21 protein-coding genes are annotated in these 25,303 nt (G+C 62.0%); 16 read left to right on the plus strand and 5 right to left on the minus strand.

All coding sequences use genetic code 11. The features are described 5' to 3' along the window. Nucleotide 1 precedes the first annotated feature (1 nt). The 9 genes from murD (at nt 2) to lpxC (ending at nt 10,451) form a co-directional block, all read left to right on the plus strand. On the plus strand, nt 2-1,348 hold the full coding sequence (gene murD, locus PSAKL28_RS04750; protein WP_038607230.1) for a UDP-N-acetylmuramoyl-L-alanine--D-glutamate ligase: 1,347 nt from the start codon (nt 2-4) through the stop codon (nt 1,346-1,348). After that, nucleotides 1,345-2,559: a putative lipid II flippase FtsW gene (gene ftsW, locus PSAKL28_RS04755; RefSeq protein WP_038607232.1), complete on the plus strand. Its 1,215-nt coding sequence runs from the start codon at nt 1,345-1,347 to the stop codon at nt 2,557-2,559. The genes murD and ftsW overlap by 4 nt, the downstream gene beginning before the upstream one ends. Continuing rightward, nucleotides 2,549-3,628: an undecaprenyldiphospho-muramoylpentapeptide beta-N-acetylglucosaminyltransferase gene (gene murG / locus PSAKL28_RS04760; RefSeq protein WP_038607234.1), complete on the plus strand. Its 1,080-nt coding sequence runs from the start codon at nt 2,549-2,551 to the stop codon at nt 3,626-3,628. Before ftsW ends, murG begins: the two co-directional genes overlap by 11 nt. Next, nucleotides 3,621-5,075, plus strand: a complete 1,455-nt coding sequence (gene murC, locus PSAKL28_RS04765; protein WP_038607236.1) for a UDP-N-acetylmuramate--L-alanine ligase — start codon at nt 3,621-3,623, stop codon at nt 5,073-5,075. The genes murG and murC overlap by 8 nt, the downstream gene beginning before the upstream one ends. Beyond that, entirely contained in the window at nt 5,072-6,031 is a 960-nt protein-coding gene (locus PSAKL28_RS04770) for a D-alanine--D-alanine ligase (protein WP_038607240.1), read from the plus strand. The genes murC and PSAKL28_RS04770 overlap by 4 nt, the downstream gene beginning before the upstream one ends. A 4-nt stretch (nt 6,032-6,035) precedes the next feature. Then, the gene (locus tag PSAKL28_RS04775) at nt 6,036-6,905 is read left to right on the plus strand and encodes a cell division protein FtsQ/DivIB (protein WP_038607243.1); all 870 of its coding nucleotides are present in this window, start codon (nt 6,036-6,038) and stop codon (nt 6,903-6,905) included. Nucleotides 6,906-6,919: 14 nt separating this feature from the next. Continuing rightward, the gene (gene ftsA, locus PSAKL28_RS04780) at nt 6,920-8,173 is read left to right on the plus strand and encodes a cell division protein FtsA (protein ID WP_038607245.1); all 1,254 of its coding nucleotides are present in this window, start codon (nt 6,920-6,922) and stop codon (nt 8,171-8,173) included. 57 nt (nt 8,174-8,230) lie between these two features. Continuing rightward, complete coding sequence (ftsZ, locus tag PSAKL28_RS04785) at nt 8,231-9,427, plus strand: cell division protein FtsZ (RefSeq protein WP_038607246.1); 1,197 nt, start codon at nt 8,231-8,233, stop codon at nt 9,425-9,427. 112 nt (nt 9,428-9,539) lie between these two features. Beyond that, the gene (gene lpxC / locus PSAKL28_RS04790) at nt 9,540-10,451 is read left to right on the plus strand and encodes a UDP-3-O-acyl-N-acetylglucosamine deacetylase (RefSeq protein ID WP_010220795.1); all 912 of its coding nucleotides are present in this window, start codon (nt 9,540-9,542) and stop codon (nt 10,449-10,451) included. Between the two features lie 136 nt (nt 10,452-10,587). Here the strand turns inward: lpxC and PSAKL28_RS04795 are convergent, their stop codons facing one another. Continuing rightward, entirely contained in the window at nt 10,588-11,055 is a 468-nt protein-coding gene (locus PSAKL28_RS04795) for a DUF721 domain-containing protein (RefSeq protein ID WP_038607249.1), read from the minus strand. A 284-nt stretch (nt 11,056-11,339) separates the two neighbouring features. On the opposite strand from PSAKL28_RS04795, the gene secA reads away from it, so the two are divergent. The 4 genes from secA to PSAKL28_RS04815 all read left to right on the plus strand — a co-directional run bounded on the left by secA (nt 11,340) and on the right by PSAKL28_RS04815 (nt 17,103). Further along, complete coding sequence (secA, locus tag PSAKL28_RS04800; protein WP_038607252.1) at nt 11,340-14,075, plus strand: preprotein translocase subunit SecA; 2,736 nt, start codon at nt 11,340-11,342, stop codon at nt 14,073-14,075. A 127-nt stretch (nt 14,076-14,202) separates the two neighbouring features. Further along, complete coding sequence (gene argJ / locus PSAKL28_RS04805; protein WP_038607256.1) at nt 14,203-15,420, plus strand: bifunctional glutamate N-acetyltransferase/amino-acid acetyltransferase ArgJ; 1,218 nt, start codon at nt 14,203-14,205, stop codon at nt 15,418-15,420. 109 nt (nt 15,421-15,529) lie between these two features. Beyond that, the gene (locus tag PSAKL28_RS04810; protein ID WP_038607259.1) at nt 15,530-16,162 is read left to right on the plus strand and encodes a glutathione S-transferase; all 633 of its coding nucleotides are present in this window, start codon (nt 15,530-15,532) and stop codon (nt 16,160-16,162) included. Further along, nucleotides 16,159-17,103, plus strand: coding sequence for a Nudix family hydrolase (locus tag PSAKL28_RS04815; protein WP_038607262.1), 945 nt, complete (start codon nt 16,159-16,161; stop codon nt 17,101-17,103). The genes PSAKL28_RS04810 and PSAKL28_RS04815 overlap by 4 nt, the downstream gene beginning before the upstream one ends. Nucleotides 17,104-17,171: 68 nt before the next feature. Here PSAKL28_RS04815 and PSAKL28_RS04820 read toward each other — a convergent pair whose 3' ends face one another. Genes PSAKL28_RS04820 through PSAKL28_RS04830 form a run of 3 tightly spaced genes read right to left on the minus strand, consistent with a single transcriptional unit; the run spans nt 17,172 to nt 20,739 of the window. Beyond that, nucleotides 17,172-17,732, minus strand: coding sequence for a cob(I)yrinic acid a,c-diamide adenosyltransferase (locus PSAKL28_RS04820; RefSeq protein ID WP_038607264.1), 561 nt, complete (start codon nt 17,730-17,732; stop codon nt 17,172-17,174). A 2-nt stretch (nt 17,733-17,734) separates the two neighbouring features. After that, nucleotides 17,735-19,771, minus strand: coding sequence for a sensor histidine kinase (locus tag PSAKL28_RS04825; protein ID WP_038607266.1), 2,037 nt, complete (start codon nt 19,769-19,771; stop codon nt 17,735-17,737). Between the two features lie 50 nt (nt 19,772-19,821). After that, a complete protein-coding gene (locus PSAKL28_RS04830; protein ID WP_038607268.1) occupies nt 19,822-20,739 on the minus strand; it encodes a putative 2-dehydropantoate 2-reductase in 918 nt (305 codons plus the stop codon). A gap of 113 nt (nt 20,740-20,852) precedes the next feature. On the opposite strand from PSAKL28_RS04830, the gene PSAKL28_RS04835 reads away from it, so the two are divergent. The 3 genes from PSAKL28_RS04835 to PSAKL28_RS04845 all read left to right on the plus strand — a co-directional run bounded on the left by PSAKL28_RS04835 (nt 20,853) and on the right by PSAKL28_RS04845 (nt 23,722). Beyond that, the gene (locus PSAKL28_RS04835; protein WP_038607272.1) at nt 20,853-21,338 is read left to right on the plus strand and encodes a YajQ family cyclic di-GMP-binding protein; all 486 of its coding nucleotides are present in this window, start codon (nt 20,853-20,855) and stop codon (nt 21,336-21,338) included. Between the two features lie 111 nt (nt 21,339-21,449). Then, entirely contained in the window at nt 21,450-22,292 is an 843-nt protein-coding gene (locus tag PSAKL28_RS04840) for a mechanosensitive ion channel family protein (RefSeq protein ID WP_038607274.1), read from the plus strand. 179 nt (nt 22,293-22,471) lie between these two features. After that, on the plus strand, nt 22,472-23,722 hold the full coding sequence (locus PSAKL28_RS04845) for an MFS transporter (RefSeq protein WP_038607276.1): 1,251 nt from the start codon (nt 22,472-22,474) through the stop codon (nt 23,720-23,722). Between the two features lie 24 nt (nt 23,723-23,746). On the opposite strand, the gene PSAKL28_RS04850 is transcribed toward PSAKL28_RS04845, so the two are convergent. Further along, a complete protein-coding gene (locus PSAKL28_RS04850) occupies nt 23,747-25,300 on the minus strand; it encodes an AmpG family muropeptide MFS transporter (protein WP_038607279.1) in 1,554 nt (517 codons plus the stop codon). Nucleotides 25,301-25,303 lie beyond the last annotated feature (3 nt).

Below are 25,303 nucleotides of genomic sequence, written 5' to 3' on the forward strand. Positions count from 1 at the left end.
CGTGTCACTGATCGCTTCTGACCACTTCCGCATCGTTGTCGGCCTCGGCAAGAGCGGCATGTCCCTGGTTCGCTTCCTGGCGAGCCGGGGCGTTGCCTTTGCGGTCGCCGACACCCGTGAACAACCACCGGAACTGGAAACCCTGCGCCGCGATTACCCGCAGGTGGAAGTGCGCTGTGGCGAGCTGGATGTAGAGTTTCTCTGCCGTGCCGACGAGCTGTATGTCAGCCCTGGCCTGGCCCTGGCCACGCCGGCGCTGCAGCAAGCCGCTGCCCGTGGCGTGAAGCTGTCCGGTGATATCGAGCTGTTTGCCCGTAACGCCAAGGCGCCGATCATCGCCATCAGCGGTTCCAACGCGAAAAGCACGGTGACCACGCTGGTCGGCGAAATGGCGGCAGCGGCCGGTAAGCGTGTGGCTGTCGGCGGCAACCTCGGTACCCCGGCGCTGGACCTGCTCAGCGACGACGTCGAGCTGTATGTGATGGAGCTGTCGAGTTTCCAGCTGGAAACCACCGACCAGCTCAACGCTGAAGTCGCCACCGTGCTCAATGTCAGCGAAGACCATATGGACCGCTACAGCGGCCTGCCGGCCTATCACCTGGCCAAGCACCGGATCTTCCGTGGCGCACGGCAAGTGGTGGTCAACCGTCAGGACGCCCTGAGCCGCCCGTTGCTGGCCGAGAACCAGCCGGTGTGGACCTTCGGTCTGAACACGCCTGACTTCAAGGCCTTTGGCCTGCGCGAAGAGAATGGCGAAAAGTACCTGGCGTTCGAGTTCCAGAACCTGATGCCAGTGCGCGAGCTGAAAATCCGTGGTTCGCACAACCAGTCCAACGCCCTGGCGGCATTGGCCCTGGGGCATGCGGTCGGCTTGCCGATGGACGCCATGCTGTCCAGCCTGCGCACCTTCGCCGGTCTGGCGCACCGTTGCCAGTGGCTTCGTGAACGCGACGGCGTGAACTGGTACGACGACTCCAAGGCCACCAACGTCGGTGCCGCTCTGGCCGCCATTGAAGGCCTGGGCGCCGATATCGACGGCAAGCTGGTACTGGTTGCTGGCGGCGATGGCAAAGGTGCGGATTTCAGCGCTCTGCGTGCTCCGGTAGCGGCGCACTGCCGCGCTGTCGTGCTGCTGGGACGCGATGCCGAACGCCTGGCCCAAGCGCTGGGCGACAGCGTACCGCTGGTCCGGGTGAAAAGCCTCGAAGAAGCTGTGCAGCAATGTGCCGAGCTGGCCCAGCCTGGCGATGCCGTGCTGCTGTCGCCGGCCTGCGCCAGTCTCGACATGTTCAAGAACTTTGAAGAGCGTGGGCGGCTGTTCGCCCAAGCCGTAGGAGGGCTGGCATGATCTTCGGCATCATCAAGCCCTATCCGTCGCCGCTGATCAGCGGTCGCGGCATCGACCTCGATTTCGCCATGCTCGCCGGTTGTCTGGCGTTGCTCGGCCTTGGCCTGGTGATGATCACCTCGGCGTCCTCGGAAGTGGCCGCTGCGCAGTCGGGTAACCCGCTGTATCACATGTTCCGTCACCTGGTGTACGTGGCCATTGGCGTGTTTGCCTGCATCGTCACCATGATGGTGCCGATCGCCACCTGGCAGAAAATGGGCTTTACCATGCTGGTCGGCGCCTTTGGCTTGCTGGTGCTGGTACTGGTGCCAGGCATCGGCCGCGAAGTGAACGGTTCGATGCGCTGGATCGGTTTCAGCTTCTTCAACGTCCAGCCTTCGGAAATCGCCAAGGTCTTCGTGGTGATCTACCTGGCCGGTTACCTGGTGCGTCGCCAGAAGGAAGTACGCGAAAGCTGGATGGGTTTCTTCAAGCCGTTCATCGTTCTGTTGCCTATGGCCGGCCTATTGCTGATGGAGCCTGACTTCGGTGCCACCGTGGTCATGATGGGCGCGGCGGCGGCGATGCTTTTCCTCGGTGGGGTGGGGTTGTTTCGCTTCAGCCTGATGGTGCTGCTGGCGGTGGGCGCGGTGTTCGTCCTGGTCCAGGCCCAGCCCTACCGGATGGCGCGGCTTGTTACCTTTACCGACCCCTGGTCCGACCAGTTCGGCTCCGGCTACCAGCTGACCCAGGCACTGATCGCCTTCGGGCGCGGCGAGTGGCTGGGTGTCGGCCTTGGCAACAGCGTGCAAAAGCAGTTTTACCTGCCCGAGGCGCACACCGACTTCGTGTTTTCGGTACTGGCCGAAGAGTTGGGTGTAGTCGGTTCGCTGCTTACCGTGGCGCTGTTCGTATTTGTCACCGTACGCGCCTTGTACATCGGTTTGTGGGCCGAGAAAGCCAAGCAGTTCTTTGCCGCCTATGTGGCCTTTGGCCTGGCGTTCCTGTGGATTGGCCAGTTCCTGATCAACATCGGCGTGAACGTCGGTCTGCTGCCAACCAAGGGTCTGACCTTGCCGTTCCTCAGCTACGGCGGTAGCTCGCTGGTGATCTGCTGCGCCTGTGTCGGGCTGTTGCTGCGGATCGAGTGGGAGAGTCGCACCCATCTGGGTAGCGAAGAGCACGAATTCAATGAAAGCGATTTTGCCGAGGAGCCGAATCATGGCCGCTGACGGCAAGAATGTACTGATCATGGCAGGCGGTACCGGGGGCCACGTGTTCCCGGCACTGGCCTGTGCCCGTGAGTTCCAGGCGCGTGGTTACACCGTGCACTGGCTGGGCACTCCGCGTGGCATCGAGAACGAACTGGTACCTCAGGCGGGCCTGCAGCTGCACCTGATTCAAGTCACCGGCCTGCGCGGCAAGGGCAAGCTGTCGCTGCTCAAGGCGCCATTTACCCTGGTCAAGGCGGTACTGCAGGCGCGGCGCATCATTCGCCAGCTCAAGCCGGTCTGCGTGATCGGTTTCGGTGGTTACGTGACCGGCCCGGGAGGCGTTGCCGCCCGGCTTTGTGGTGTACCTGTAGTGGTCCACGAGCAGAATGCCCGCGCCGGAACCGCCAATCGGCTGCTGGTGCCGTTGGCCGGCCGAGTCTGCGAAGCTTTCCCCGGGACCTTCACGGCTTCCGAGAAGTTGCGCACCACCGGCAATCCGGTGCGCAGCGAACTGTTCCTGGACACCCCGCGCGAGCCCCTGGGCGCGCGTCGGCCACGCTTGCTGGTGCTGGGCGGAAGCCTGGGCGCCGAACCGTTGAACAAATTGCTGCCCCAAGCCCTGGCCCAGGTGCCCGCGGACATTCGTCCCGAGGTGTTCCACCAGGCGGGTAAACAGCACGACCAGATTACCGCCGAGCGCTATCGCGAGGCTGGAGTCGAGGCTCAGGTAGAGCCCTTTATCAAGGACATGGCCAAGGCATACGCCTGGGCCGATCTGGTGGTCTGCCGCGCAGGCGCGCTGACCGTCAGTGAGCTGGCTGCGGCCGGCTTGCCATCGATGCTGGTGCCGTTGCCCCATGCCATCGACGATCACCAGACCCACAACGCCCATTATCTGGCCCGCGAAGGCGCTGCCTTCCTGATGCCACAAGCGACAACTGGCGCAGCGCAACTCGCTGAACGCCTGAACGAGGTGCTGATGCAACCGGAAAAACTCTCCGCCATGGCCGCCACTGCCCGGCGCCTGGCTAAACCTGCGGCCACCCGCACCGTGGTCGATATCTGCCTGGAGGTGGCCCATGGTTGAAAGCAAGAAAGCCATGCCACAGCCAGAAATGCGCCGTATCCGCCGCATCCACTTCGTCGGTATCGGCGGCGTGGGCATGTGCGGAATCGCCGAAGTGCTGCTGAACCTGGGTTACCAGGTATCGGGCTCGGACCTCAAGACTTCGGCGGTTACTCAGCGCCTGGAGTCCTTCGGGGCGCAAATCTTCATCGGTCACCGCGCCGAGAACGCTGCCAGCGCCGATGTGCTGGTGGTTTCCAGCGCCATCAACCCGGCCAACCCGGAAGTCGCCACCGCCCTTGAGCGGCGTATTCCGGTAGTGCCGCGCGCCGAAATGCTCGCCGAACTGATGCGCTACCGCCACGGCATCGCCGTCGCCGGTACCCATGGCAAGACCACCACCACCAGCCTGCTGGCCTCGGTGTTTGCTGCGGGTGGCCTGGATCCGACCTTCGTCATCGGTGGCCGTCTGAATGCAGCGGGTACCAATGCCCAGCTTGGCACCAGCCGCTACCTGATCGCCGAAGCTGATGAAAGTGACGCCAGCTTCCTGCACCTGCAGCCGCTGGTGGCCGTGGTCACCAACATCGACGCCGACCACATGGCGACCTATGAAGGCGACTTCAACAAGCTGAAGAAAACCTTCGTCGAGTTCCTGCACAACCTGCCGTTCTACGGCCTGGCCGTGATGTGCCTGGATGACCCGGTGGTGCGCGAGATCCTGCCGCAGGTCAAGCGCCCGGCGGTCACCTACGGCTTCAGCGAAGAAGCCGACGTGCGCGCGATCAATGTTCGCCAGTCGGGCATGCAGACCCACTTCACCGTGCTGCGCCGCGACCGCGAGCCGCTGGACGTGTCGGTCAATATGCCGGGCAACCACAATGTGCTCAACGCCCTGGCAACCATCGCCATCGCTACCGACGAAGGCATCAGCGATGAAGCCATCGTCCAGGGCCTGTCGGGGTTCCAGGGGGTAGGGCGACGCTTCCAGGTCTACGGCGAACTGCCAGTAGACGGTGGTAGCGTCATGCTGGTCGACGACTATGGTCACCACCCGACCGAAGTGGCTGCGGTCATCAAAGCCGTGCGCGGTGGCTGGCCGGAGCGCCGTCTGGTGATGGTCTACCAGCCGCACCGTTACAGCCGCACCCGTGACCTGTACGACGATTTCGTCCAGGTCCTGGCTGACGCCAATGTCCTGCTGCTGATGGAGGTCTACCCGGCCGGCGAAGAGCCGATTCCTGGTGCCGACAGCCGTCAGCTGTGCCACAGCATCCGTCAGCGCGGCCAGCTTGATCCGATCTACATCGAGCGCGGCATCGAACTGGCGCCGCTGGTCAAGCCGTTGCTGCGCGCCGGCGACATCCTGCTGTGCCAGGGTGCCGGTGATATCGGTGGCCTGGCCCCGCAATTACTCAAGAGTCCGTTGTTCGCTGGTGCTGTTGCCAGTCAGGGGAAGTCGAAATGACTGATAACGCATACGCCACATTGCACTCGACCATTGCCGCGAAAGACTTCGGCCGCGTTGCCGTGCTTTACGGCGGCAAGAGTGCCGAACGCGAAGTTTCGCTGAAGTCCGGGGCAGCAGTCATCGAAGCGCTGACCAGCGCCGGTGTCGACGTGGTCGCAATCGATGTGGGCGATGACCTGCTCGATCGCCTGCAAAGCGAGAAGATCGACCGTGCCTTCATCATCCTCCACGGCCGTGGCGGTGAAGACGGCAGCATGCAGGGCCTGCTGGAGTGTCTGGGCATCCCTTACACCGGCAGTGGCATCCTCGCTTCGGCGCTGGCCATGGACAAGCTGCGGACCAAACAGGTCTGGCACAGCCTGGGTATTCCGACCCCGCGTCATGCCGTGCTGACCAGCGAAGCCGACTGTATTTCTGCAGGTGCGGAACTGGGCTTCCCTTTGATCGTCAAACCGGCCCATGAAGGCTCCAGTATCGGTATGGCGAAAGTGAACGGTGTCGACGAATTGATCGCCGCCTGGAAGGACGCCGCTACCTACGATTCGCAAGTGTTGGTCGAACAATGGATTCACGGTCCGGAGTTCACCGTGGCGACCCTGCGTGGCCAGGTATTGCCACCGATCGCGCTGGGCACGCCGCACACTTTCTACGACTACGACGCCAAGTACCTGGCTTCCGATACCCAGTACCGGATCCCGTGTGGCTTGAGCGCGGAGAAGGAAAACGAACTGATCGACCTGACCGCCCGTGCCTGCGACGCCATCGGCATCGCTGGCTGGGGGCGGCTGGACGTTATGCAGGACGAGCAGGGGCGTTTCTGGCTGCTCGAAGTCAACACCGCACCAGGCATGACGGATCACAGCCTGGTCCCTATGGCGGCACGCGCGGCCGGTCTGGACTTCCAGCAATTGGTGCTGGCAATCCTGGCGGCCAGCGTCGAGGCGCGAGGTTAAGCCCATGCAAGGCGCGATGTTACGTCATCAGCAACCCGCCACCGGCCGCAACAAGCCGGTGCCGCGTGGTGCCAGCCGGATGGTGGCCAAGGAGCCACTGTCGGCGCGCCTGCCCAAGGCCAATTTCAGCGTTTTCAAGCGCCTGCTCTGGCCGGTGCTGCTGGTCGCCGCAGGTTTCGCTGCCTATGAAGGTGCGCAACGGCTGATGCCGTACGCTGACCGGCCGATCACCAAGATCGCCGTGCAGGGCGACCTCAGCTACATCAGCCAGCAAGCGGTGCAGCAGCGGATCGCCCCTTATGTGGCGGCCAGCTTCTTCACCGTTGACCTGGCGAGCATGCGCGCCGAGCTTGAGCAGATGCCCTGGATCGCCCATGCCGAAGTACGCCGGGTGTGGCCGGACGAAGTGGTGATCCGCCTGGAAGAACAGTTGCCGGTGGCGCGTTGGGGCGAAGAGGCCTTGCTCAATAACCAGGGCCAGGCCTTCACCCCGCGCGAACTGGCCAACTATGAGCACCTGCCGCAGCTGTTCGGGCCGCAGCGGGCGCAGCAACAAGTGATGCAGCAATATCAGGTACTGAGCCAGATGTTGCGGCCAATGGGCTTTTCGATTGCCCGGCTGGAAGTGCGCGAGCGCGGCAGCTGGTTCCTGACCACTGGCGCCGGCAGCGCCGGGCCAGGTGTTGAACTGCTGCTGGGGCGCGACCATCTGGTGGAAAAAATGCGCCGTTTCATTGCCATTTACGACAAGACACTCAAAGAACAGATCACGAACATCGCCCGCATCGATCTGCGTTATGCCAATGGCCTGGCCGTTGGCTGGCGGGAACCGATTGCACCGACGACGGCCCAACCCGCCGTTGCGAAGAATTAGAGAGAGGCAGGACCATGGCAAATGCGCATAGCGGCAAAATGATCGTCGGGCTCGATATCGGCACCTCCAAGGTAGTGGCGCTGGTAGGCGAAGTCGCGGCCGACGGTACCCTGGAAATCGTCGGTATCGGCACCCATCCTTCGCGCGGGCTGAAGAAGGGTGTGGTGGTCAATATCGAATCGACCGTGCAGTCGATCCAGCGTGCGGTGGAAGAAGCCCAGCTGATGGCCGGCTGCCGGATCCACTCGGCGTTCGTTGGTGTCGCCGGCAATCACATCCGCAGCTTGAACTCCCACGGCATCGTTGCGATCCGCGACCGTGAAGTCAGTGCGGCTGACCTCGAGCGCGTTCTCGACGCCGCTCAAGCAGTTGCCATTCCGGCCGACCAGCGGGTCCTGCACACCCTGCCGCAGGACTACGTGATCGACAACCAGGAAGGCGTGCGCGAGCCGCTGGGCATGTCCGGTGTGCGTCTGGAAGCCAAGGTCCACGTGGTCACTTGCGCCGTCAATGCCGCACAGAACATCGAGAAGTGCGTGCGCCGCTGCGGCCTGGAAATCGACGACATCATTCTCGAGCAACTGGCCTCGGCCTACTCGGTGCTGACCGATGATGAGAAAGAGCTGGGCGTGTGCCTGGTGGACATTGGCGGCGGTACCACTGACATCGCCATCTTCACCGAAGGCGCGATTCGTCACACCGCAGTGATCCCGATTGCCGGCGATCAGGTGACCAACGACATCGCCATGGCCCTGCGCACCCCGACCCAGTACGCCGAGGAGATCAAGATCCGTTACGCCTGCGCCCTGGCCAAGCTGGCCGGTGCCGGCGAAACCATCAAGGTGCCGAGCGTCGGTGATCGTCCGCCGCGCGAGTTGTCGCGCCAGGCCCTGGCCGAAGTGGTCGAGCCGCGTTACGACGAGCTGTTCACCCTGATCCAGGCCGAGCTGCGCCGCAGCGGCTACGAGGACCTGGTGCCAGCAGGCATCGTCCTGACCGGCGGCACCGCGAAGATGGAAGGTGCGGTAGAGCTGGCCGAAGAGATTTTCCACATGCCGGTACGCCTGGGCGTGCCGCATAGCGTTCGGGGCCTGAGCGACGTGGTGCGCAACCCGATTTATTCCACCGGTGTGGGCTTGCTGACCTACGGTCTGCAAAAACAGTCCGACGGCGTCAGTCTCACCGGTACCAGCAGCAACAACTATGGCGATGAACCCAAAGCACCGGCGTTCGAGCGTTTCACACGCTGGGTCAAAGGCAACTTTTAAAAGTTTCAAAGCAGTAGTAGTAGGCGCAAAAACTAGAGAACTGTAAGGAGAGGGAAAATGTTCGAGCTCGTAGACAACGTCCCGCAAAGTCCGGTCATCAAAGTGATCGGCGTCGGTGGCGGCGGTGGCAACGCCGTCAATCACATGGTTAAGAGCAACATCGAGGGCGTTGAGTTCATCTGCGCCAACACTGATGCTCAAGCGCTGAAAAACATCGGCGCGCGTACCATTCTGCAACTGGGTACTGGTGTCACCAAGGGACTGGGTGCCGGTGCCAATCCGGAAGTCGGCCGTCAGGCCGCGCTGGAAGACCGTGAGCGCATCGCCGAAGTACTGCAGGGCACCAACATGGTGTTCATCACCACCGGCATGGGCGGCGGTACCGGTACCGGTGCTGCGCCGATCATCGCCGAAGTGGCCAAGGAGCTGGGTATCCTCACCGTTGCGGTGGTGACCCGTCCGTTCCCGTTCGAAGGCCGCAAGCGCATGCAGATCGCCGATGAAGGCATCCGTGCACTGGCAGACAGCGTCGACTCGCTGATCACCATCCCGAACGAAAAACTGCTGACCATCCTCGGTAAAGACGCCAGCCTGCTGTCCGCCTTCGCCAAGGCTGACGACGTTCTGGCCGGTGCCGTTCGCGGTATTTCCGACATCATCAAGCGTCCAGGCATGATCAACGTCGACTTTGCCGACGTACGGACCGTGATGAGCGAAATGGGCATGGCGATGATGGGCACTGGCTGCGCCAGCGGTCCGAACCGTGCGCGTGAAGCGACTGAAGCAGCAATCCGCAACCCGCTGCTCGAAGACGTCAACCTGCAGGGCGCTCGCGGCATCCTGGTCAACATCACCGCAGGTCCTGACCTGTCGCTGGGTGAGTACTCGGACGTTGGTAGCATCATCGAAGCCTTCGCTTCCGATCACGCCATGGTCAAGGTCGGTACCGTTATCGATCCGGACATGCGTGACGAGCTGCACGTGACCGTGGTTGCCACGGGCCTGGGCGCGAAGATCGAGAAGCCGGTCAAGGTCATCGACAACACCCTGCAGAGCGCTTCGATGCAGCAGCAGACGCCGGCTCCGGCCCCTGTGCGCAACGAACAGTCGTCGGTGAACTACCGTGATCTGGAGCGTCCGACCGTAATGCGCAATCAGGCGCATGCCGGTGCAGCCGCTGCTGCCAAGCTCAATCCGCAAGACGATCTGGACTACCTGGACATCCCGGCTTTCCTGCGTCGTCAGGCCGATTGATGAAATTTATCAGGGGTATAAGGGTGATTGGTGTTCAGCAAAGGCCGGGTCTGGTATTATCCTCAGCCTTTGTTGATACCAGTTCGCAATTTGCGCTGAAGCGGCCAATGCCATGATTAAACAACGCACCCTGAAGAATATTATCCGTGCCACAGGTGTCGGCCTGCACTCCGGGGAAAAGGTTTACCTGACCCTCAAACCTGCACCTGTGGATACCGGCATCGTATTTCGCCGTGCCGACCTCGACCCCGTGGTGGAAATTCCCGCCCGCGCGGCAAATGTCGGCGAGACCACCATGTCGACGACACTGGTCAATGGCGATACCAAGGTAGACACGGTTGAGCACTTGCTCTCGGCCATGGCTGGCCTGGGCATCGATAACGCCTACGTCGAGCTCTCCGCGTCCGAAGTGCCGATCATGGACGGTAGCGCAGGACCCTTCGTATTCCTGATTCAATCTGCCGGCCTGGAAGAACAGGACGCAGCCAAGAAATTCATCCGCATCCTGCGCGAAGTGACAGTGGAAGACGGCGACAAGCGCGCCACTTTCCTGCCGTTCGACGGATTCAAGGTGAGTTTCGAGATCGATTTCGATCACCCGGTGTTCCGTAACCGGACCCAAAGTGCCAGCGTGGACTTTTCCAGCACCTCGTTCGTGAAGGAAGTCAGCCGCGCCCGGACCTTCGGGTTCATGAGCGATATCGAGTACCTGCGCAAGCACAACCTCGCGCTCGGCGGCAGCGTGGAAAACGCCATCGTGGTCGACAAGGACGGCGTGCTCAATGAAGACGGCCTTCGTTACGAAGACGAATTCGTCAAGCACAAGATCCTCGACGCCATCGGCGACCTCTACCTGCTGGGCAACAGCCTGATCGGCGAGTTCAAGGGCTACAAGTCCGGACACGCGCTGAACAACCAGCTGCTGCGCAAGCTGATCGAGGAAAAAGATGCCTGGGAAGTGGTGACCTTCGAAGATGCCAGTACGGCACCGATCTCTTACATGCGTCCGGTTGCGGCAGTGTAAGTTCGAACACTCTCTCTAGTGATTAAGGCCACCTTCGGGTGGCCTTTTTTATGGGCCTTTGGCAAGAACCGTGGGAGCGGGCTTGCCCCGCGATAGCAATCTCTCAGTCACATCGCCTCGCGGGGCAAGCCCGCTCCTACCGAGGTTGCTCATCTTTTTCCCGCGCATGGCTGGCCAGGCGCTCCAGCGCCGCGCGCAGTTTCGGATCGCTGATACCGTCGGCGGTCGCCTGAATGCTCTCGGCGGCACGCGTGGACAGATCGGCGGTATGCGGGGCCGCCCGGCTCTGGGTGGTGGGCGGCTGCACCTTGAAAAGGATCCGGGTCAGGCTGGCGAAGGCTTCCAGGGTCTGCAACTGGCGCTGCAGGCGCTTTTGCTGGTAGCGCAGGCGGGTCGCCCAGTGGCCGTCGGTGACGATCAGCAGCAGGGTACCTTCGCGCCAGGAGGCAATATGGCAATGTTCACGTGCAGCCGGCTGCAGCTGGCTGTCGAGCAGTTTTTGCAGTTGTGCCAGGCGCTGGGCCTGGCTGAACAGGGCTTTGAGCGGCCGGGCTTCGCGCAACAGTACAGCGGGCGCGCGGGCAGGCAAGGGGCGAAAAGCCATGAAAGGACACCTGAAGTTACAGTAGCGGCATCTTAGCAGATCCCCTGACGCACGCCTTGTCCGGGTGTCTTTGGAAAAACTTCATGTTGCCAATGGGTTGAAGTTGTGAAAAAAGCCCTTATTGTAAAAAAGCCCCGTTTAAGCGCTGTGCCAGCATCGTGGACATCCGCCACTTTCCTCACCGTCGTTTCCGGGTAGAATGCTCGTTCGCATGCGGCCATAAGGGCTGCACGGGCGACTCACGGGGCCGCCCTCCATCCCTATGTGTGGAAGATCCTGTCGATATGTTTGCGCCTTTGTTAAAAAAACTTTTTGGAAGCAAGAACGAGCGCGAGGTAAAACGCCTGCTCAAGGCGGTGCAGTCCGTCAATGCCTTCGAAGAGAAGATGGTGGCCCTCTCGGACGAACAGCTGCGTGCCAAGACCGCAGAGTTCAAAGAGCGCCTGGCCAAAGGCGAGACCCTCGACCAGCTGCTGCCGGAGGCCTTCGCCGTCGCGCGTGAGGCCGGCAAGCGGGTCATGGGCATGCGCCACTTCGATGTCCAGCTGATCGGCGGCATGGCCTTGCACGAAGGCACTATCGCAGAAATGCGCACCGGTGAAGGCAAGACCTTGGTCGCAACCCTGGGCGTGTACCTCAATGCACTGTCCGGCAAGGGTGTGCATGTGGTCACGGTCAACGACTACCTGGCCCGCCGTGACGCCAACTGGATGCGTCCGCTGTACGAATTCCTCGGTCTGAGCGTCGGCGTCGTCACGCCGTTCCAGCCGCCGGAAGAAAAGCGCGCTGCCTATGCTGCCGACATCACCTACGGCACCAACAACGAATTCGGTTTCGACTACCTGCGCGACAACATGGCGTTCAGCATGGACGAGAAATTCCAGCGCGAGCTGAATTTCGCCGTGATCGACGAAGTCGACTCCATCCTGATCGACGAAGCGCGGACCCCGCTGATCATCTCCGGCCAGGCCGAAGACAGCTCCAAGCTGTACATCGAGATCAACAAGCTGATCCCGCGCCTCAAGCAGCACATCGAGGAAGTCGAAGGCGAAGTCACCCAGGAAGGTCACTTCAAGATCGACGAGAAGAGCCGCCAGGTCGAGCTCAACGAAGCCGGTCACCAGTTCATCGAAGAGATGCTTGCCCAGGTCGGCCTGCTGGCCGAGGGCGAGAGCCTCTATTCGGCGCATAACCTGGGTCTGCTGACCCACGTCTATGCCGGCCTGCGCGCACACAAGCTGTTCCATCGCAACGTCGAGTACATCGTCCAGGACGGTCAGATCCTGCTGATCGACGAGCACACCGGCCGTACCATGCCGGGCCGCCGTCTGTCCGAAGGCCTGCACCAGGCCATCGAAGCGAAGGAAAACCTGAATATCCAGGCCGAAAGCCAGACCCTGGCGTCGACCACCTTCCAGAACTACTTCCGCCTGTACAACAAGCTGTCCGGCATGACCGGTACCGCTGACACCGAAGCCTTCGAGTTCGCCCAGATCTATAACCTCAACGTTATGGTCATTCCGCCGAACAAGCCGCTGGCCCGGAAAGATTTCAACGATCTGGTCTACCTGACTGCGGAAGAGAAGTACGCCGCAATCATTGCCGACATCAAGGAAAGCATGGCCCAGGGCCGTCCGGTGCTGGTCGGTACGGCCACCATCGAGACCTCTGAGCACATGTCCAACCTGCTCAAGCAGGAAGGCATCGACCACAAGGTACTGAACGCCAAGTACCACGAAAAAGAAGCCGAGATCATCGCCCAGGCCGGTCGCCCGGGTGCGTTGACCATCGCTACCAACATGGCCGGTCGTGGTACCGACATCCTCCTGGGCGGTAACTGGGAAGTCGAAGTCGCGGCCATGGAGAACCCGACGCCCGAGCAGATCGCACAGATCAAGGCCGACTGGCAGAAGCGTCACCAGCAGGTGATTGAATCCGGTGGCCTGCATGTGATCGCCTCCGAGCGCCATGAATCGCGCCGTATCGACAACCAGCTGCGCGGCCGTGCCGGCCGTCAGGGTGACCCAGGTTCCAGCCGTTTCTACCTGTCGCTGGAAGACAGCCTGATGCGTATCTTCGCCTCCGATCGGGTGAAGAACTTCATGAAGGCGCTGGGCATGCAGTCCGGCGAGGCCATCGAGCACCGCATGGTCACCAACGCCATCGAGAAAGCCCAGCGCAAGGTCGAAGGTCGCAACTTCGACATTCGTAAGCAATTGCTCGAATTCGACGACGTGGCCAACGAGCAACGTAAAGTCATCTACCACATGCGTAACAGCCTGCTGGCAGCCGACAACATTGGTGACACCATCGCCGACTTCCGTCAGGAAGTGCTCGATGCCACCGTCGCTCAGCACATTCCACCGCAATCGCTGCCTGAGCAGTGGGACGTGGCCGGTCTGGAAGCTGCGCTGGCCAGCGACTTCGGCGTGAAACTGCCGATTCAGCAGTGGCTCGACGAAGACGATCACCTGTACGAAGAAACCCTGCGCGAGAAGCTCATGACCGAGCTGCTGGCGGCCTACAACGAGAAGGAAGAGCAGGCCAGCGCCGAAGCCCTGCGCACCTTCGAGAAGCAGATTCTGCTGCGCGTACTGGACGATCTGTGGAAAGACCACCTGTCGACCATGGACCACCTGCGTCACGGTATCCACCTGCGTGGCTATGCCCAGAAGAACCCGAAGCAGGAGTATAAGCGCGAGTCGTTCAACCTGTTCCAGGAACTGCTCGATTCGATCAAGCGCGATACCATCCGCGTGCTCTCGCACGTTCAGGTGCGCCGCGAAGATCCTGCCGAAGAGGAAGCCCGTCTGCGCCGCGAGGCCGAGGAGCTGGCTGCGCGCATGCAGTTCCAGCACGCTGCAGCCCCGGGCCTGGAGCACACCGAGGAGCAGGAGGAGGGCGCTGATGTCGCCGTCGCCGCTGCCCCGGTGCGCAACGAGCAGAAGCTGGGCCGGAACGAACTGTGCTGGTGCGGTTCGGGCAAGAAGTTCAAGCACTGCCACGGTCAGATCAACTAACCTCGTCTGCCCGGCAGTCCGCTGATCCACGAACACCACGCCGCGACCGGTCCTGTACCGTCGCGGCGTTGTTCCATCTCAAGCACCGGCCTATTCGACCCGGTGTATTTTTTCTAGGAGCGCTTACATGGCTGTTGGTCTTGGTCCTTTGCCAACGTTGCACCCGGTTCCAGGTTTTGAACTCGGCATCGCCTCAGCGGGTATCAAGCGCCCGGGGCGCAAGGACGTGGTCGTCATGCGCTGCGCCGAAGGCTCCAGCGTCGCCGGTGTGTTCACCCTCAATGCCTTTTGCGCAGCACCGGTTATCCTTGCCAAGCAGCGCGTACAGGGCACCGTGCGCTACCTGCTGACCAACACTGGCAATGCCAACGCCGGTACCGGCGCTCCGGGCCTGGCTGCCGCTGAGCGCACCTGCGCCAGGCTGGCCGAGCTGACCGGCGTCGATGCCAGTGCCGTACTGCCATTCTCCACCGGTGTCATCGGCGAGCCGCTGCCCGTCGAGAAGATCGAAGGTGCGCTGCAGGCCGCGCTGGACGATCTGTCGGAAAACAACTGGGCTGCCGCCGCTACCGGCATCATGACCACCGACACCCTGCCAAAGGGCGCCAGCCGTCAGTTCCAGCATGACGGCGTGACCATCACCGTCACCGGTATCAGCAAGGGCGCCGGGATGATCCGGCCGAACATGGCGACCATGCTCGGTTACATCGCCACCGACGCCAAGGTTGCACCCGCAGTCCTCAAGGACCTGATGCTCGATGGCGCCAACAAGTCGTTCAACCGCATCACCATCGATGGCGATACCTCGACCAACGATTGCTGCATGCTGATCGCCACCGGCAAAGCGGATGTCGCGCAAGTCACCGAGGCCAGCGGTCCACTGTTCGAAGCACTGAAAAAAGCGGTGTTCGAGGTGTGCATGGAAGTGGCCCAGGCCATCGTTCGTGACGGTGAAGGCGCGACCAAATTCGTTACCGTCGAAGTCAATGGCGGCGGCAACCACCAGGAATGCCTGGACGTCGGCTACGCCGTGGCTCACTCGCCACTGATCAAGACCGCGCTGTTCGCTTCCGACCCGAACTGGGGCCGCATCCTGGCGGCTGTTGGCCGTGCCGGTGTGCCTGAGCTGGACGTCAGCCTGATCGATGTTTACCTGGGTGATGTCTGCATCGCCAGTAAAGGCGGCCGCAGTGCCACCTACACTGAGGCGCAGGGCGCGGCGGTGATGGCCGAAGAGGAAATCACCATCCGTATCGAGCTGGGCCGTGGCCAGTGCAGCGAAACCATCTGGACCACCGACCTGTCCCACGAGTACGTGAAGATCAACGCCGAATACCGTACCTGACCTTATCGCGGGGCAAGCCCGCTCCCACAGGTGGGAGCAACTGTCTTGACAGCAGCCTCTCCGGTGGGAGCGGGCTTGCCCCGCGATAGTCCCTTGATGGAGCCGAACCATGAGTTACCACCTGATCATCGGCGACAAGCTGTACTCCTCCTGGTCGCTGCGCGCCGCCCTGGCCCTTGAGCTGGCCGGCGCTACCTATGAAGAAACCCTGATCAAGCTCAACCAGCCCGACACCCGTGCGCGGCTGCTGGAGCACTCCCCGACGGCCAAAGTGCCATTGCTCAAGTGCGAGCACGGCATCATCGCCGACTCCCTGGCCATCGCCGAATACCTGGCCGAGCGTCATCCACAAGCCAACCTGTGGCCGACCGACGTTGCCGCCCGCGCCCAGGCACGCTCTGCCTGCGCGCAGATGCACAGCGGCTTCTTCGCCCTGCGCGGCAACATGCCGTTCGACCTGTCTCGCGATCAAGCGCTGGAGAACATGCCGCTGGACGTGCAGGTCGATATCGATCGCATCGTCGCGCTATGGTCCGAATGCCGTCTGGCCGCCAAAGAAACCGGTCCGTTCCTGTTCGGCACGCCGAGCCTGGCGGATGCTTTCTTCGCCCCTGTCGCGGTACGCCTGCGTACCTACCGGGTGGAAGTGCCTGCACAAGCGGCAGCCTATATCGAGACTATCTACCAGTGGCCAGCCTTTCAGGCCTGGCAAAAAGCTGGCCTGGCGGAGCGTGAAGGGTGAAACGCATACATGTAGCCGCAGCGGTCATTCGCGGTGCGGATGGCCGAATCCTGATTGCCCGTCGCGCCGATACCCAGCATCAAGGTGGTCTGTGGGAGTTTCCGGGCGGCAAGGTCGAGGATGGCGAGGCGGTTGATAGCGCCCTGGCCCGGGAGTTGAACGAAGAGCTGGGCATCGTCGTGACTGCCGCGCGGCCGTTGATCAAGATCCACCACGACTACCCGGACAAGCAGGTGTTGCTGGATGTCTGGGAAGTCAGTGGTTTTACCGGTGAGCCCCATGGCGCCGAAGGCCAGCCGCTGGCCTGGGTGACGGCGCGTGAACTGCCGCAGTATGACTTCCCCGAGGCCAATCGGCCGATCGTCGCCGCGGCACGCTTGCCGGGTGAATACCTGATTACCCCGGAAGGCCTGGAAGTCCCGCAGATGTTGCGCGGAATTCAGAAGGCCATTGCTGGCGGGATCAAGCTGGTGCAACTGCGCGCCCCGAACATGTACGACCCCAAGTACCGTGACGTGGCGGTGGACGCTGTAGGCCTGTGCGCCGGCAAGGCGCAGTTGATGCTCAAGGGGCCGCTGGAATGGCTGGGTGATTTCCCCTCTGCGGGCTGGCACCTGACCTCGGAGCAATTGCGCAAGTACGCCAGCAAAGGCCGGCCGTTTCCGACGGAGCGCTGGTTGGCGGCGTCGTGTCATAACGCTGAAGAGCTGGCACTGGCCGAACAGATGGGGGTGGATTTCGTCACCTTGTCGCCGGTGCAGGCGACCCAGACTCATCCTGAGGCGCAGCCGCTTGGCTGGGAGCAGGCACAGCAGTTGATCGAAGGCTTCAGCAAACCGGTGTATCTGCTGGGTGGTGTGGGTGCTGCCGAGCGCGAGAAGGCCTGGCTGCATGGCGCTCAGGGTGTGGCGGGGATTCGCGCATTCTGGCCTGAGGTCTGAATCCATCGCGGGGCAAGCCCGCTCCCACAGTTCCAAGCAGTGGGAGCGGGCTTGCCCCGCGATGGCCCTTACGGTTTCGCCGCTGCCTGCCAAAGCACTTCAGCTACTCCCTGACGCCGGCCGATCAAGCGCGCCGCCACAAACAGCAAATCCGACAACCGGTTGATATATGCCAACCCAACCCCAGCCAGCGGCTCGACACTGTTCAGTTGCTGACAGCGCCGTTCGGCACTGCGTGCCAGGCTGCGGCACACATGGGCTTGAGCAATCAGCGCAGAGCCACTGGGCAGGATGAAATTCTCAAGCGGTCCCAGCTCCTCGTTCCAGCGGTCGATAGCCGCTTCCAGGCGTTCCACTTCCGCCGCGTTCAGTGCCTGATAACTGGGCATAGCCAGCTCGCCACCGAGATCGAACAAGCGGTGTTGGCAGGGCGCCAGAACCTCGATCACTTCTTCCAGCTTGTGCTCGGCCAATCCGGCCAGCAGCAGCCCCAACTGGCTGTTAAGGCTGTCGACCTCACCAATGGCCTCGATCCGTGGATGATCCTTGGGCACCCGACGGCCGTCACCCAGGCCGGTTTCGCCTTTGTCGCCGGTACGGGTGTAGATCTTCGACAAGCGAAAGCCCATGTTCATGACTCCATTTTGTGGGGCTCGACCGCGGTCGGCGAGCTGTTGGCCAGTGGCAGGCGCAAGGTAAAGCAGGTGCCTTGCCCCGGTGCCGATTGCACCTCCATCTGGCCCTTGTGGTTGTTGGTGATGATGAAATACGACACCGACAGGCCCAGGCCGGTGCCCTGGCCGATTTCCTTGGTGGTGAAGAACGGCTCGAAGGTGCGTTTACGCACCGCTTCCGGCATGCCGACACCGTTGTCTTCCACTTGAATCTCCGCCCAGGGCGGATTGAGCCGGGTGCGCAGGATGATGCGCCCCGGCTCGCTGTCGTCTTCACGCAGGTGGATGGCTTGGGCGGCGTTCTTTAGCAGGTTGAGCAGTACTTGTTCGAGTTCGTTCGCGGTGCATGGCACCGGTCCCAGGTTGGGATCGAACTGACGGATGATGGCCTGGCCCTTGAAGTCGAAGCCGATGGTCAGGTCGAAATCGTTGCCAGCAATCTCCACCGCCTGGTCGATCAGCGCCGGCAAGTCGCAGGGGGCCAGCTGGCGGTTGCTGCGCCGGCTGAAACTGAGCATATGGGTGACGATCTTGGCGGCGCGGGCCCCGGCCTGCTGGATGCCGTCCAGCAGTTGCGGCACTTCGCGGCTTTCCAGGTAGCGGTTGACGATGGGCAGGTCGATGCCAAGTTCGCTGGCCTGCTCCTGGTTCTTCGCCAGGTCCGGTGACAGGCGCCGGCGAATATTTTGCACGTTGTGCAGGATCGCTCCCAGCGGGTTGTTGATTTCATGGGCCATGCCAGCGGCCAGGCCGCCAACCGAGAGCATCTTCTCCGACTGCACCATCATCTCTTCCAGGGACAGGCGCTGGGTGATGTCGTCGATACGGATAACCACGCCGCGTCCGCCGCCGCCCATCAATGGATAGAACGTCAGGGCGTAATGCCGGGCATCGTCGTCTTTGGTCCAGGTCACCCGTTCGATCTTCGCCACCCGGTGTTTCTCGACACTTTCCTTGAGCTGCGGCAGGAACGGCTTGAGCGGCTCGAAGGCGAGGAAGATCGGCTGGTTCAGTGCTTCGTCCAGCGGCGTGCCGGACAGGGCGCTGGCTTCCTGATTCCACTGGGTCACGTAGAGTTGTTCGTCGAGGGCGATCAATGCCGAGGGCATGGAGTCGATGATGCTGTTGAGGTAGTTCTGAAAGCCGGTGAGCTTCTTCTCGATCTTGCTACGAACCTGGACTTCCAGCTCGAGCTTGCGGTTGGTATGGCGGGTTTCCTCGGCCAGGCCCTGAGCCTGGTCATAGGCATCCTGAAACTCGTCACGGGCGCGCTTGAGCTGCTGTTCACGCGCTTCAATGCGCGTGAGCATGGTATTGAAGGCTTCGGCCAGGCTGCCGATTTCATCGTCGTTGCCGCGTTGGGCGCGCAGGGAGTAGTTTTCCTCGCGGGTAACCTGGCGTGACAGTTGTTCGAGCTGGTTGATCGGCTGGGTAATCAGGCGCTTGATCTGCCGGGCGATGATCATCCACAACAGGATACTGAACACCAGGATGCCCAGACTGGCGGTGAGAATACCGGTGTAGAAGGCCATCGGCAGTTCACTGCTGGCGACCATCAGCAAGTAGCCGGGTGGGCTGCCGGGGCGTGTCAGTTTGGTCAGCTGGGTGCTGCGAAACTCGGTCAGGCGCCAGTTCTCGATATGGCGGTAGCGGGTAGGCAAGGGCAGTTGCTCACCATGCTGCAACTGTGCGAGCAGTTTGCCATCGCCGCCGTACACCGCGGCTGCCCGCAAGGGGGTGTAGCTGTCGAGCTCTTTGAGCAGGGCCTTGGCGGTCTCGGGTGAGTCGGCTGCCTGCGAGGCAAGTTGTGGATTGGCCACCAGTCGACCGATGGTCTGCAACGCCTGTGGCGCCATGCTCTCCTGGGAGATCCAGTAAGCGGCGCTGATGAAAGTCAGGTTGGCCACCAGCAAAATAGTGATCAACAGTACCAGCAGGGCGGCCAGCAGCTTCTGGCCGACCGGCAGATTTTCCAGGCGTTCGCGCAGCGTCATGTGATAGCGGGATCCCGGTCTGTGGGTGAAAGGGCAGGGTAACGCTGCGTTCAGTCGCAGGGCAATCCGCGTGCACTCAGGTGTTCGAGCAGACGCCGGTAGAGTCGTTCCAGGTGCGGCAGCTCAAGGCTGTGGCGGCTGGCGACGCGGCAGGCGTGGCCAAGCAGGTAGTGGATTTCGGTGCGCCGGCCCTGGCGAACATCCTGGTACATGGAAGAGTAGTTGGCGGCGGTGGCCTTGATCACCCGTTCAACTTCTTCGCTCAAGCCGTCGGCGGCTTCGGGCTGGCCGCAGCATTGCAGTAGCTCGCTGAGTTCGGCGCAGAGCGTGGCCACTTCACAGTGGTGCTCCTCAAGGCCGCCGTTGCGGCAGTCGTGCAGCACGGTCAGCGGGTTGATTGCGCAGTTGAGCGCCAGCTTGCGCCACAGTCGGGTGAGGATGTCAGGCGTCCACTCATGGGGGATACCGGCATCGCTCAGGTCATCGAGCCACTCCGGGGCTAGCGGGTTGGCCTGGTCACCCAGCCAGTTGAAGCCGTGTCCGGCGAAATTGACCTGCCAGTCGGCCTGGCGAAACGCACCTTCGGTGCTAGAGGCGAAGATGCAGCGGGCGTGAGGGACCTGATTGGCGACCGCGTCCTGACTACCCAGGCCGTTCTGCAGCAGGATCAGTTCGGCGCCGTGGGCCAGGCGTGGCGCCAGTTGCGCGACGGCGTGCTCGGCATCATAGGCCTTGCAGGCGACCAGCAGGCGATGAATGGGCGTGGTGTCGTGTGCGGTTTGCGCCGGAATCGCGTGCAGTTGGGCCTGGTCTTTTTCGATCAGGGTCAGGCCGCCCGCCGCTTCATAGGCCTTGAGGCGCTCTGCATCGCGCAGGATCAGCCGGACCGCTTTGCCCGCACGGGCCAGACGGCAAGCCCAGAGGCTGCCCAGACTGCCGGCGCCGAGAATATGCCAGATGCTGCTCATCAGCGTTTCGCAACCGTTATAATGAGCCGGTATTTTAACCGTCAAACCCTGCGCGCTCCATCGCGCTCTTTCATCAGAGCCGCGAGCGTGCGTTTATTTTATGGAGAGAAGGTATGCCGTCGTTCGACGTGGTATCGGAACTGGACAAGCACGAAGTCACCAACGCCGTGGAAAACGCGGTCAAGGATCTGGACCGTCGCTATGACCTCAAGGGCAAGGGCAGTTTCGAGTTCAAGGAAAAGGAACTGACCGTCACCCTGACTGCCGAAGCCGAATTCCAGCTCGAAGCGATGATCGAGATCCTCAAGCTGGCCCTGGTCAAGCGCAAGATCGACGTGCAGTGCCTGGAAGTGAAGGATGCCTACGCTTCGGGCAAAGTGATGAAGCAGGACGCCACCCTCAAGGAAGGCATCGACAAGGAGCTGGCGAAGAAGATCGTCGCTCATATCAAAGATGCCAAGCTCAAGGTCCAGGCCGCCATTCAGGGCGAGCAGGTACGCGTCACCGGCAAGAAGCGTGACGACCTGCAGGAAGCCATTGCCGCATTGCGCGCCAAAGAATTCGGTATGCCGCTGCAGTTCAACAACTTCCGCGACTGATCGAAGCATTTCGGGAACCTTGGCGCCGTTTTGGCGTCCGAGGTTTCTATGGCCGCTGAAACGATTGCGGCGTGATCTTTACAGCTTTTGCTTCGGCATCAGGAGAACATTATGGATTTGAGTGCTGAAGTCGATCAGCTGGTTAAAACGTCGCAAAGCTGGATCCCCTTGATCATGGAATACGGCAGCCGCCTGTTGCTGGCGCTGCTGACCCTGGCCATTGGCTGGTGGGTGATCAACAAGGTGACCTACCGTCTGGGCAAATTGCTTGCCTTGCGTAATGCCGACCTGGCGCTGCAAGGCTTTATCAGCAGCCTGGCGAACATCATTCTGAAGATTCTGCTGGTGGTCAGTGTTGCCTCGATGATCGGTATCGAGACCACCTCGTTTGTCGCCGCCATCGGTGCTGCCGGCCTGGCCATCGGTCTGGCCCTGCAAGGCAGCCTGGCGAACTTCGCCGGTGGCGTGCTGATTCTGCTGTTTCGTCCGTTCCGTCTGGGTGACTGGATCGAAGCTCAAGGTGTTTCCGGCACTGTGGACAGCATCCAGATCTTCCACACCGTGCTGCGTACCGGTGACAACAAGACGGTGATCCTGCCCAACGGCAGCCTGTCCAACGGCATCATTACCAACACCAACCGTCAGCCGACCCGCAAAGTGGTGTTCGATGTCGGCGTCAATTACGAGGCCGATCTGCAGAAGGCCCGTCAGGTGTTGCTGGAGCTGGCCAAAGATCCACGCGTACATCAGGACCCGGCGCCACAGGCCGTGGTTTCGCTGCTGGGTGACAGCTCGATCACACTGTCCTTGCGGATCTGGGTGAACACTGCTGACTACTGGGATGTGCTGTTCATGCTCAACGAGCATGCGCGTGATCGTCTGAAGGAAGAGGGTATCGACATTCCCTTCCCGCAGCGGGTGATCCGCGTAGTGCAGGAAGCTGCTGTGCAGTAAGTACCGGCCTGATCGCGGGGCAAGCCCGCTCCCACAGGTTCATCAGAGCACCCTGTGGGAGCGGGCTTGCCCCGCGATGCTTTCTCCCCCCCCATTACACTTGTTCACGTCTTCGCGCTACCTGCGCCCCGGTGTTTCTGGCATATAGGCTGGCTTACCTCTGTTTGCCCGGTCCTAACATGCTCACCCCCCTGATCAACATCACGCCATTGCGAGCCTTCTGCTTCGCCATGACCCTGGCGCTTTTCGAGCTGCTGACCTACCTCGCCAGCGATGTGGTGATGCCTGCCATGCCCGTAGTGGTCGCCGATCTCGATGCCAGTCCTGCGTACATTCCCCACGCCCTCAACTTGTACCTGCTTGGTGGTGTGCTGCTGCAATGGCTGATCGGTCCGCTGGCGGATCGCTATGGCCGCAGGCCACTGTTGCTGGTGGGCTGTGCGATTTTCTGTGTGACCTGCCTGGCGGCTTTCTGGGTTCAGGGCATCGAACTGTTCAACCTGCTGCGGCTGTTGCAGGGCATCGGCCTGGGCTTTGTGGTGACAGTCAGCTACCCGGCGTTGAACGAGGCCTTCAGCGAAGCCGACGCGGTGCGGATGATGGCGCTACTGGCCAATATCGCGCTGCTTTCGCCACTGCTCGGGCCGCTGGTTGGCACTTTGTTGCTGGAGTGGGTGTCGTGGCGTTGGCTGTTCGTGATCTTCGGCGCTTGCGCAGTGCTGTCGTGGCTGGCGCTGTACCGCTTCATGCCGGAGACGCTGGGCGTCGAGCGCCGTGATGGCTCGCGCCTGGCGTTCCAGCCGATCCACCTGAAATCATTGTTGGCCGGCTATGTGCAATTGCTCGGCAACCGCCAGTTTGTGGCGGGAAGCGCGGCCCTCGGCCTGGTCGGCCTGCCATTGATCGGCTGGATCGGGCTGTCGCCGGTGCTGCTTATTCACGATGAAGGCTTGAGTACCCTGGACTATGCCCTGTGGCAGTTGCCGGTGTTTGGTGGCCTGATCCTGGGCAACCTGATCATCAACCGCATTGCTGATCGTTACCCGCTCAAGAGCCTGGTGCGGCGAGCGCTCTGGCCTTTCCTGGCGGGGCTGCTGGGCATGATGCTGGCCACCTGGCTGGTGCCCGGCGTACCCAGCCTGGTGGCGGGGCTGTCGGTTTACGCCCTGGGCCTGGGCATTGCCAACGCCGTGCTGTACCGCATGACGCTGTTCTCCAGCGAGCAGAGCAAGGGCCTGGTTTCGGCCATGCTGGGGATGATTACCATTGCCCTGCTGGGGCTGGGCGGCGCTTTGCTGGCGATGCTCGGTGCCGGTGCCAGCCTGTTGAGTTTCGCCTTGGCGGCGGGAATGGCGGGCATCCTGGCGCTATGGCCGTTGAGGGTCGTTCTGGGGGCTTGCGCCGAGCAAGCCGAAGCGATGCCGGAATAACACCGGCACTCGCCTCAGAAAGGCTCAGGGGCGCTGCTGCTCGGCGATCGGATTGTCGTCCGGTATCTGTTTGCCCTTGCCGGCTTCCTGGTGCCAGTGCAGGGCAATCAGGATCAAGGTCGGCACGCCGAGCAGGGCAGTGATCAGGAAGAAGTCGTGATAGCCGAACTTCTCCACCATGACCCCGGAGTAGCCGCCGATCAGGCGCGGCAGGAGCAGCATGATCGAGCTCAGCAGCGCGTATTGGGTAGCGGAGAACTTTAGGTTGGTCAGGCTCGACAGGTAGGCGACGAATGCCGAGGTGGCCAGGCCCGAGCTGAAGTTGTCGAGGGAAATGGTCACCACCAGCATCTGCAGGTTCGGGCCCATGTCCGCCAGCATCAGGAACAGGATATTGGTGGCCGCCGAGGCTGCGCCGCCGATGAACAGGATCGGCAAAATGCCGAAGCGTACGATCAGCAAGCCGCCCATGCCGGCGCCGACCAGGGTCATGATCAGGCCGAAGATTTTGCTGACACTGGCGATCTGATCCTTGGTGAATCCCTGGTCGATATAGAACACGTTGGCCATCACGCCCATGACCGTGTCGGACATCCGGTAGGTGGCGATCAGCCCGAGCAGCAATAGAGCCTGCCAACGGTAGCGCAGGATGAAGTCGTTGACCGGCGTCAGCACCGGCGCCAGGCCGCGGCGGCCCATGGACGACAGGCATAGAGCGGTCAGGGTGATGTAGAGGATCGCGCGCAGGAAGGCGCGGTCTTCGAGCAGCAGATCGAGCAGGCTGGTGCCGTCGAACAGCACGCTGGCGAAATCGGTGTTGTACAACTGGGTGAAGGTCGCCGGTACCGACACCAGCAGAACGATCAGCACGAACACCGAGACCAGCTGATGGACCAGGCCATAACGGGCAGCCGACAACTGCGTGCGCAGCGGGACCGGCGGCTCGCGCATCATCAGGGTGGTGATCACCGCAGGCAGCATCAGCACGCCGAACAGTACGTAGGTGCCGGTCCAGGCGCTATGCAGATAACTGAAGCCGGTAGAGCCGAAACCCTCGGCAAAGAACAGCGCGCCAGCGGTGGCCAGCAGCGCGGCGACCCGATAACCGGCCATGTAACTGGCGGCAAGTGCGGCCTGGCGCTGATCGTCTGCGATTTCCAGGCGGTAGGCGTCGACGGCGATATCCTGGGTGGCCGAGGCAAAGGCGACCAGCACGGCCAGGGCAATCAGCCAGGACAGGTGTTTTTGCGGATCACAAAAGCCCATGCCGACAAGTCCTACTACCACCAGAACCTGCGACAGCACCAGCCAGGAGCGGCGTCGACCGAGCTTGCCGAGCAACGGCAGGCGCCATTGGTCGAGCAGTGGCGACCAGACCCATTTAAAGGCATAGGCCAGGCCGATCAGGCTGGCATAACCGATGGTCTCGCGGGCCACCCCGGCCTCACGCAACCACACCGACAGGGTCGAAAACACCAGCATGTAGGGCAAGCCGGTGGCAAAGCCAAGCAGCAACAGCACCAAGGTAGACGGGCTGGCATAGGCAGCGAGCGCAGCGCGCCAGGTTTTACGGGGCATGGG

The sequence above is a fragment of the Pseudomonas alkylphenolica genome (genome assembly GCF_000746525.1).
Lineage (GTDB): Bacteria > Pseudomonadota > Gammaproteobacteria > Pseudomonadales > Pseudomonadaceae > Aquipseudomonas > Aquipseudomonas alkylphenolica.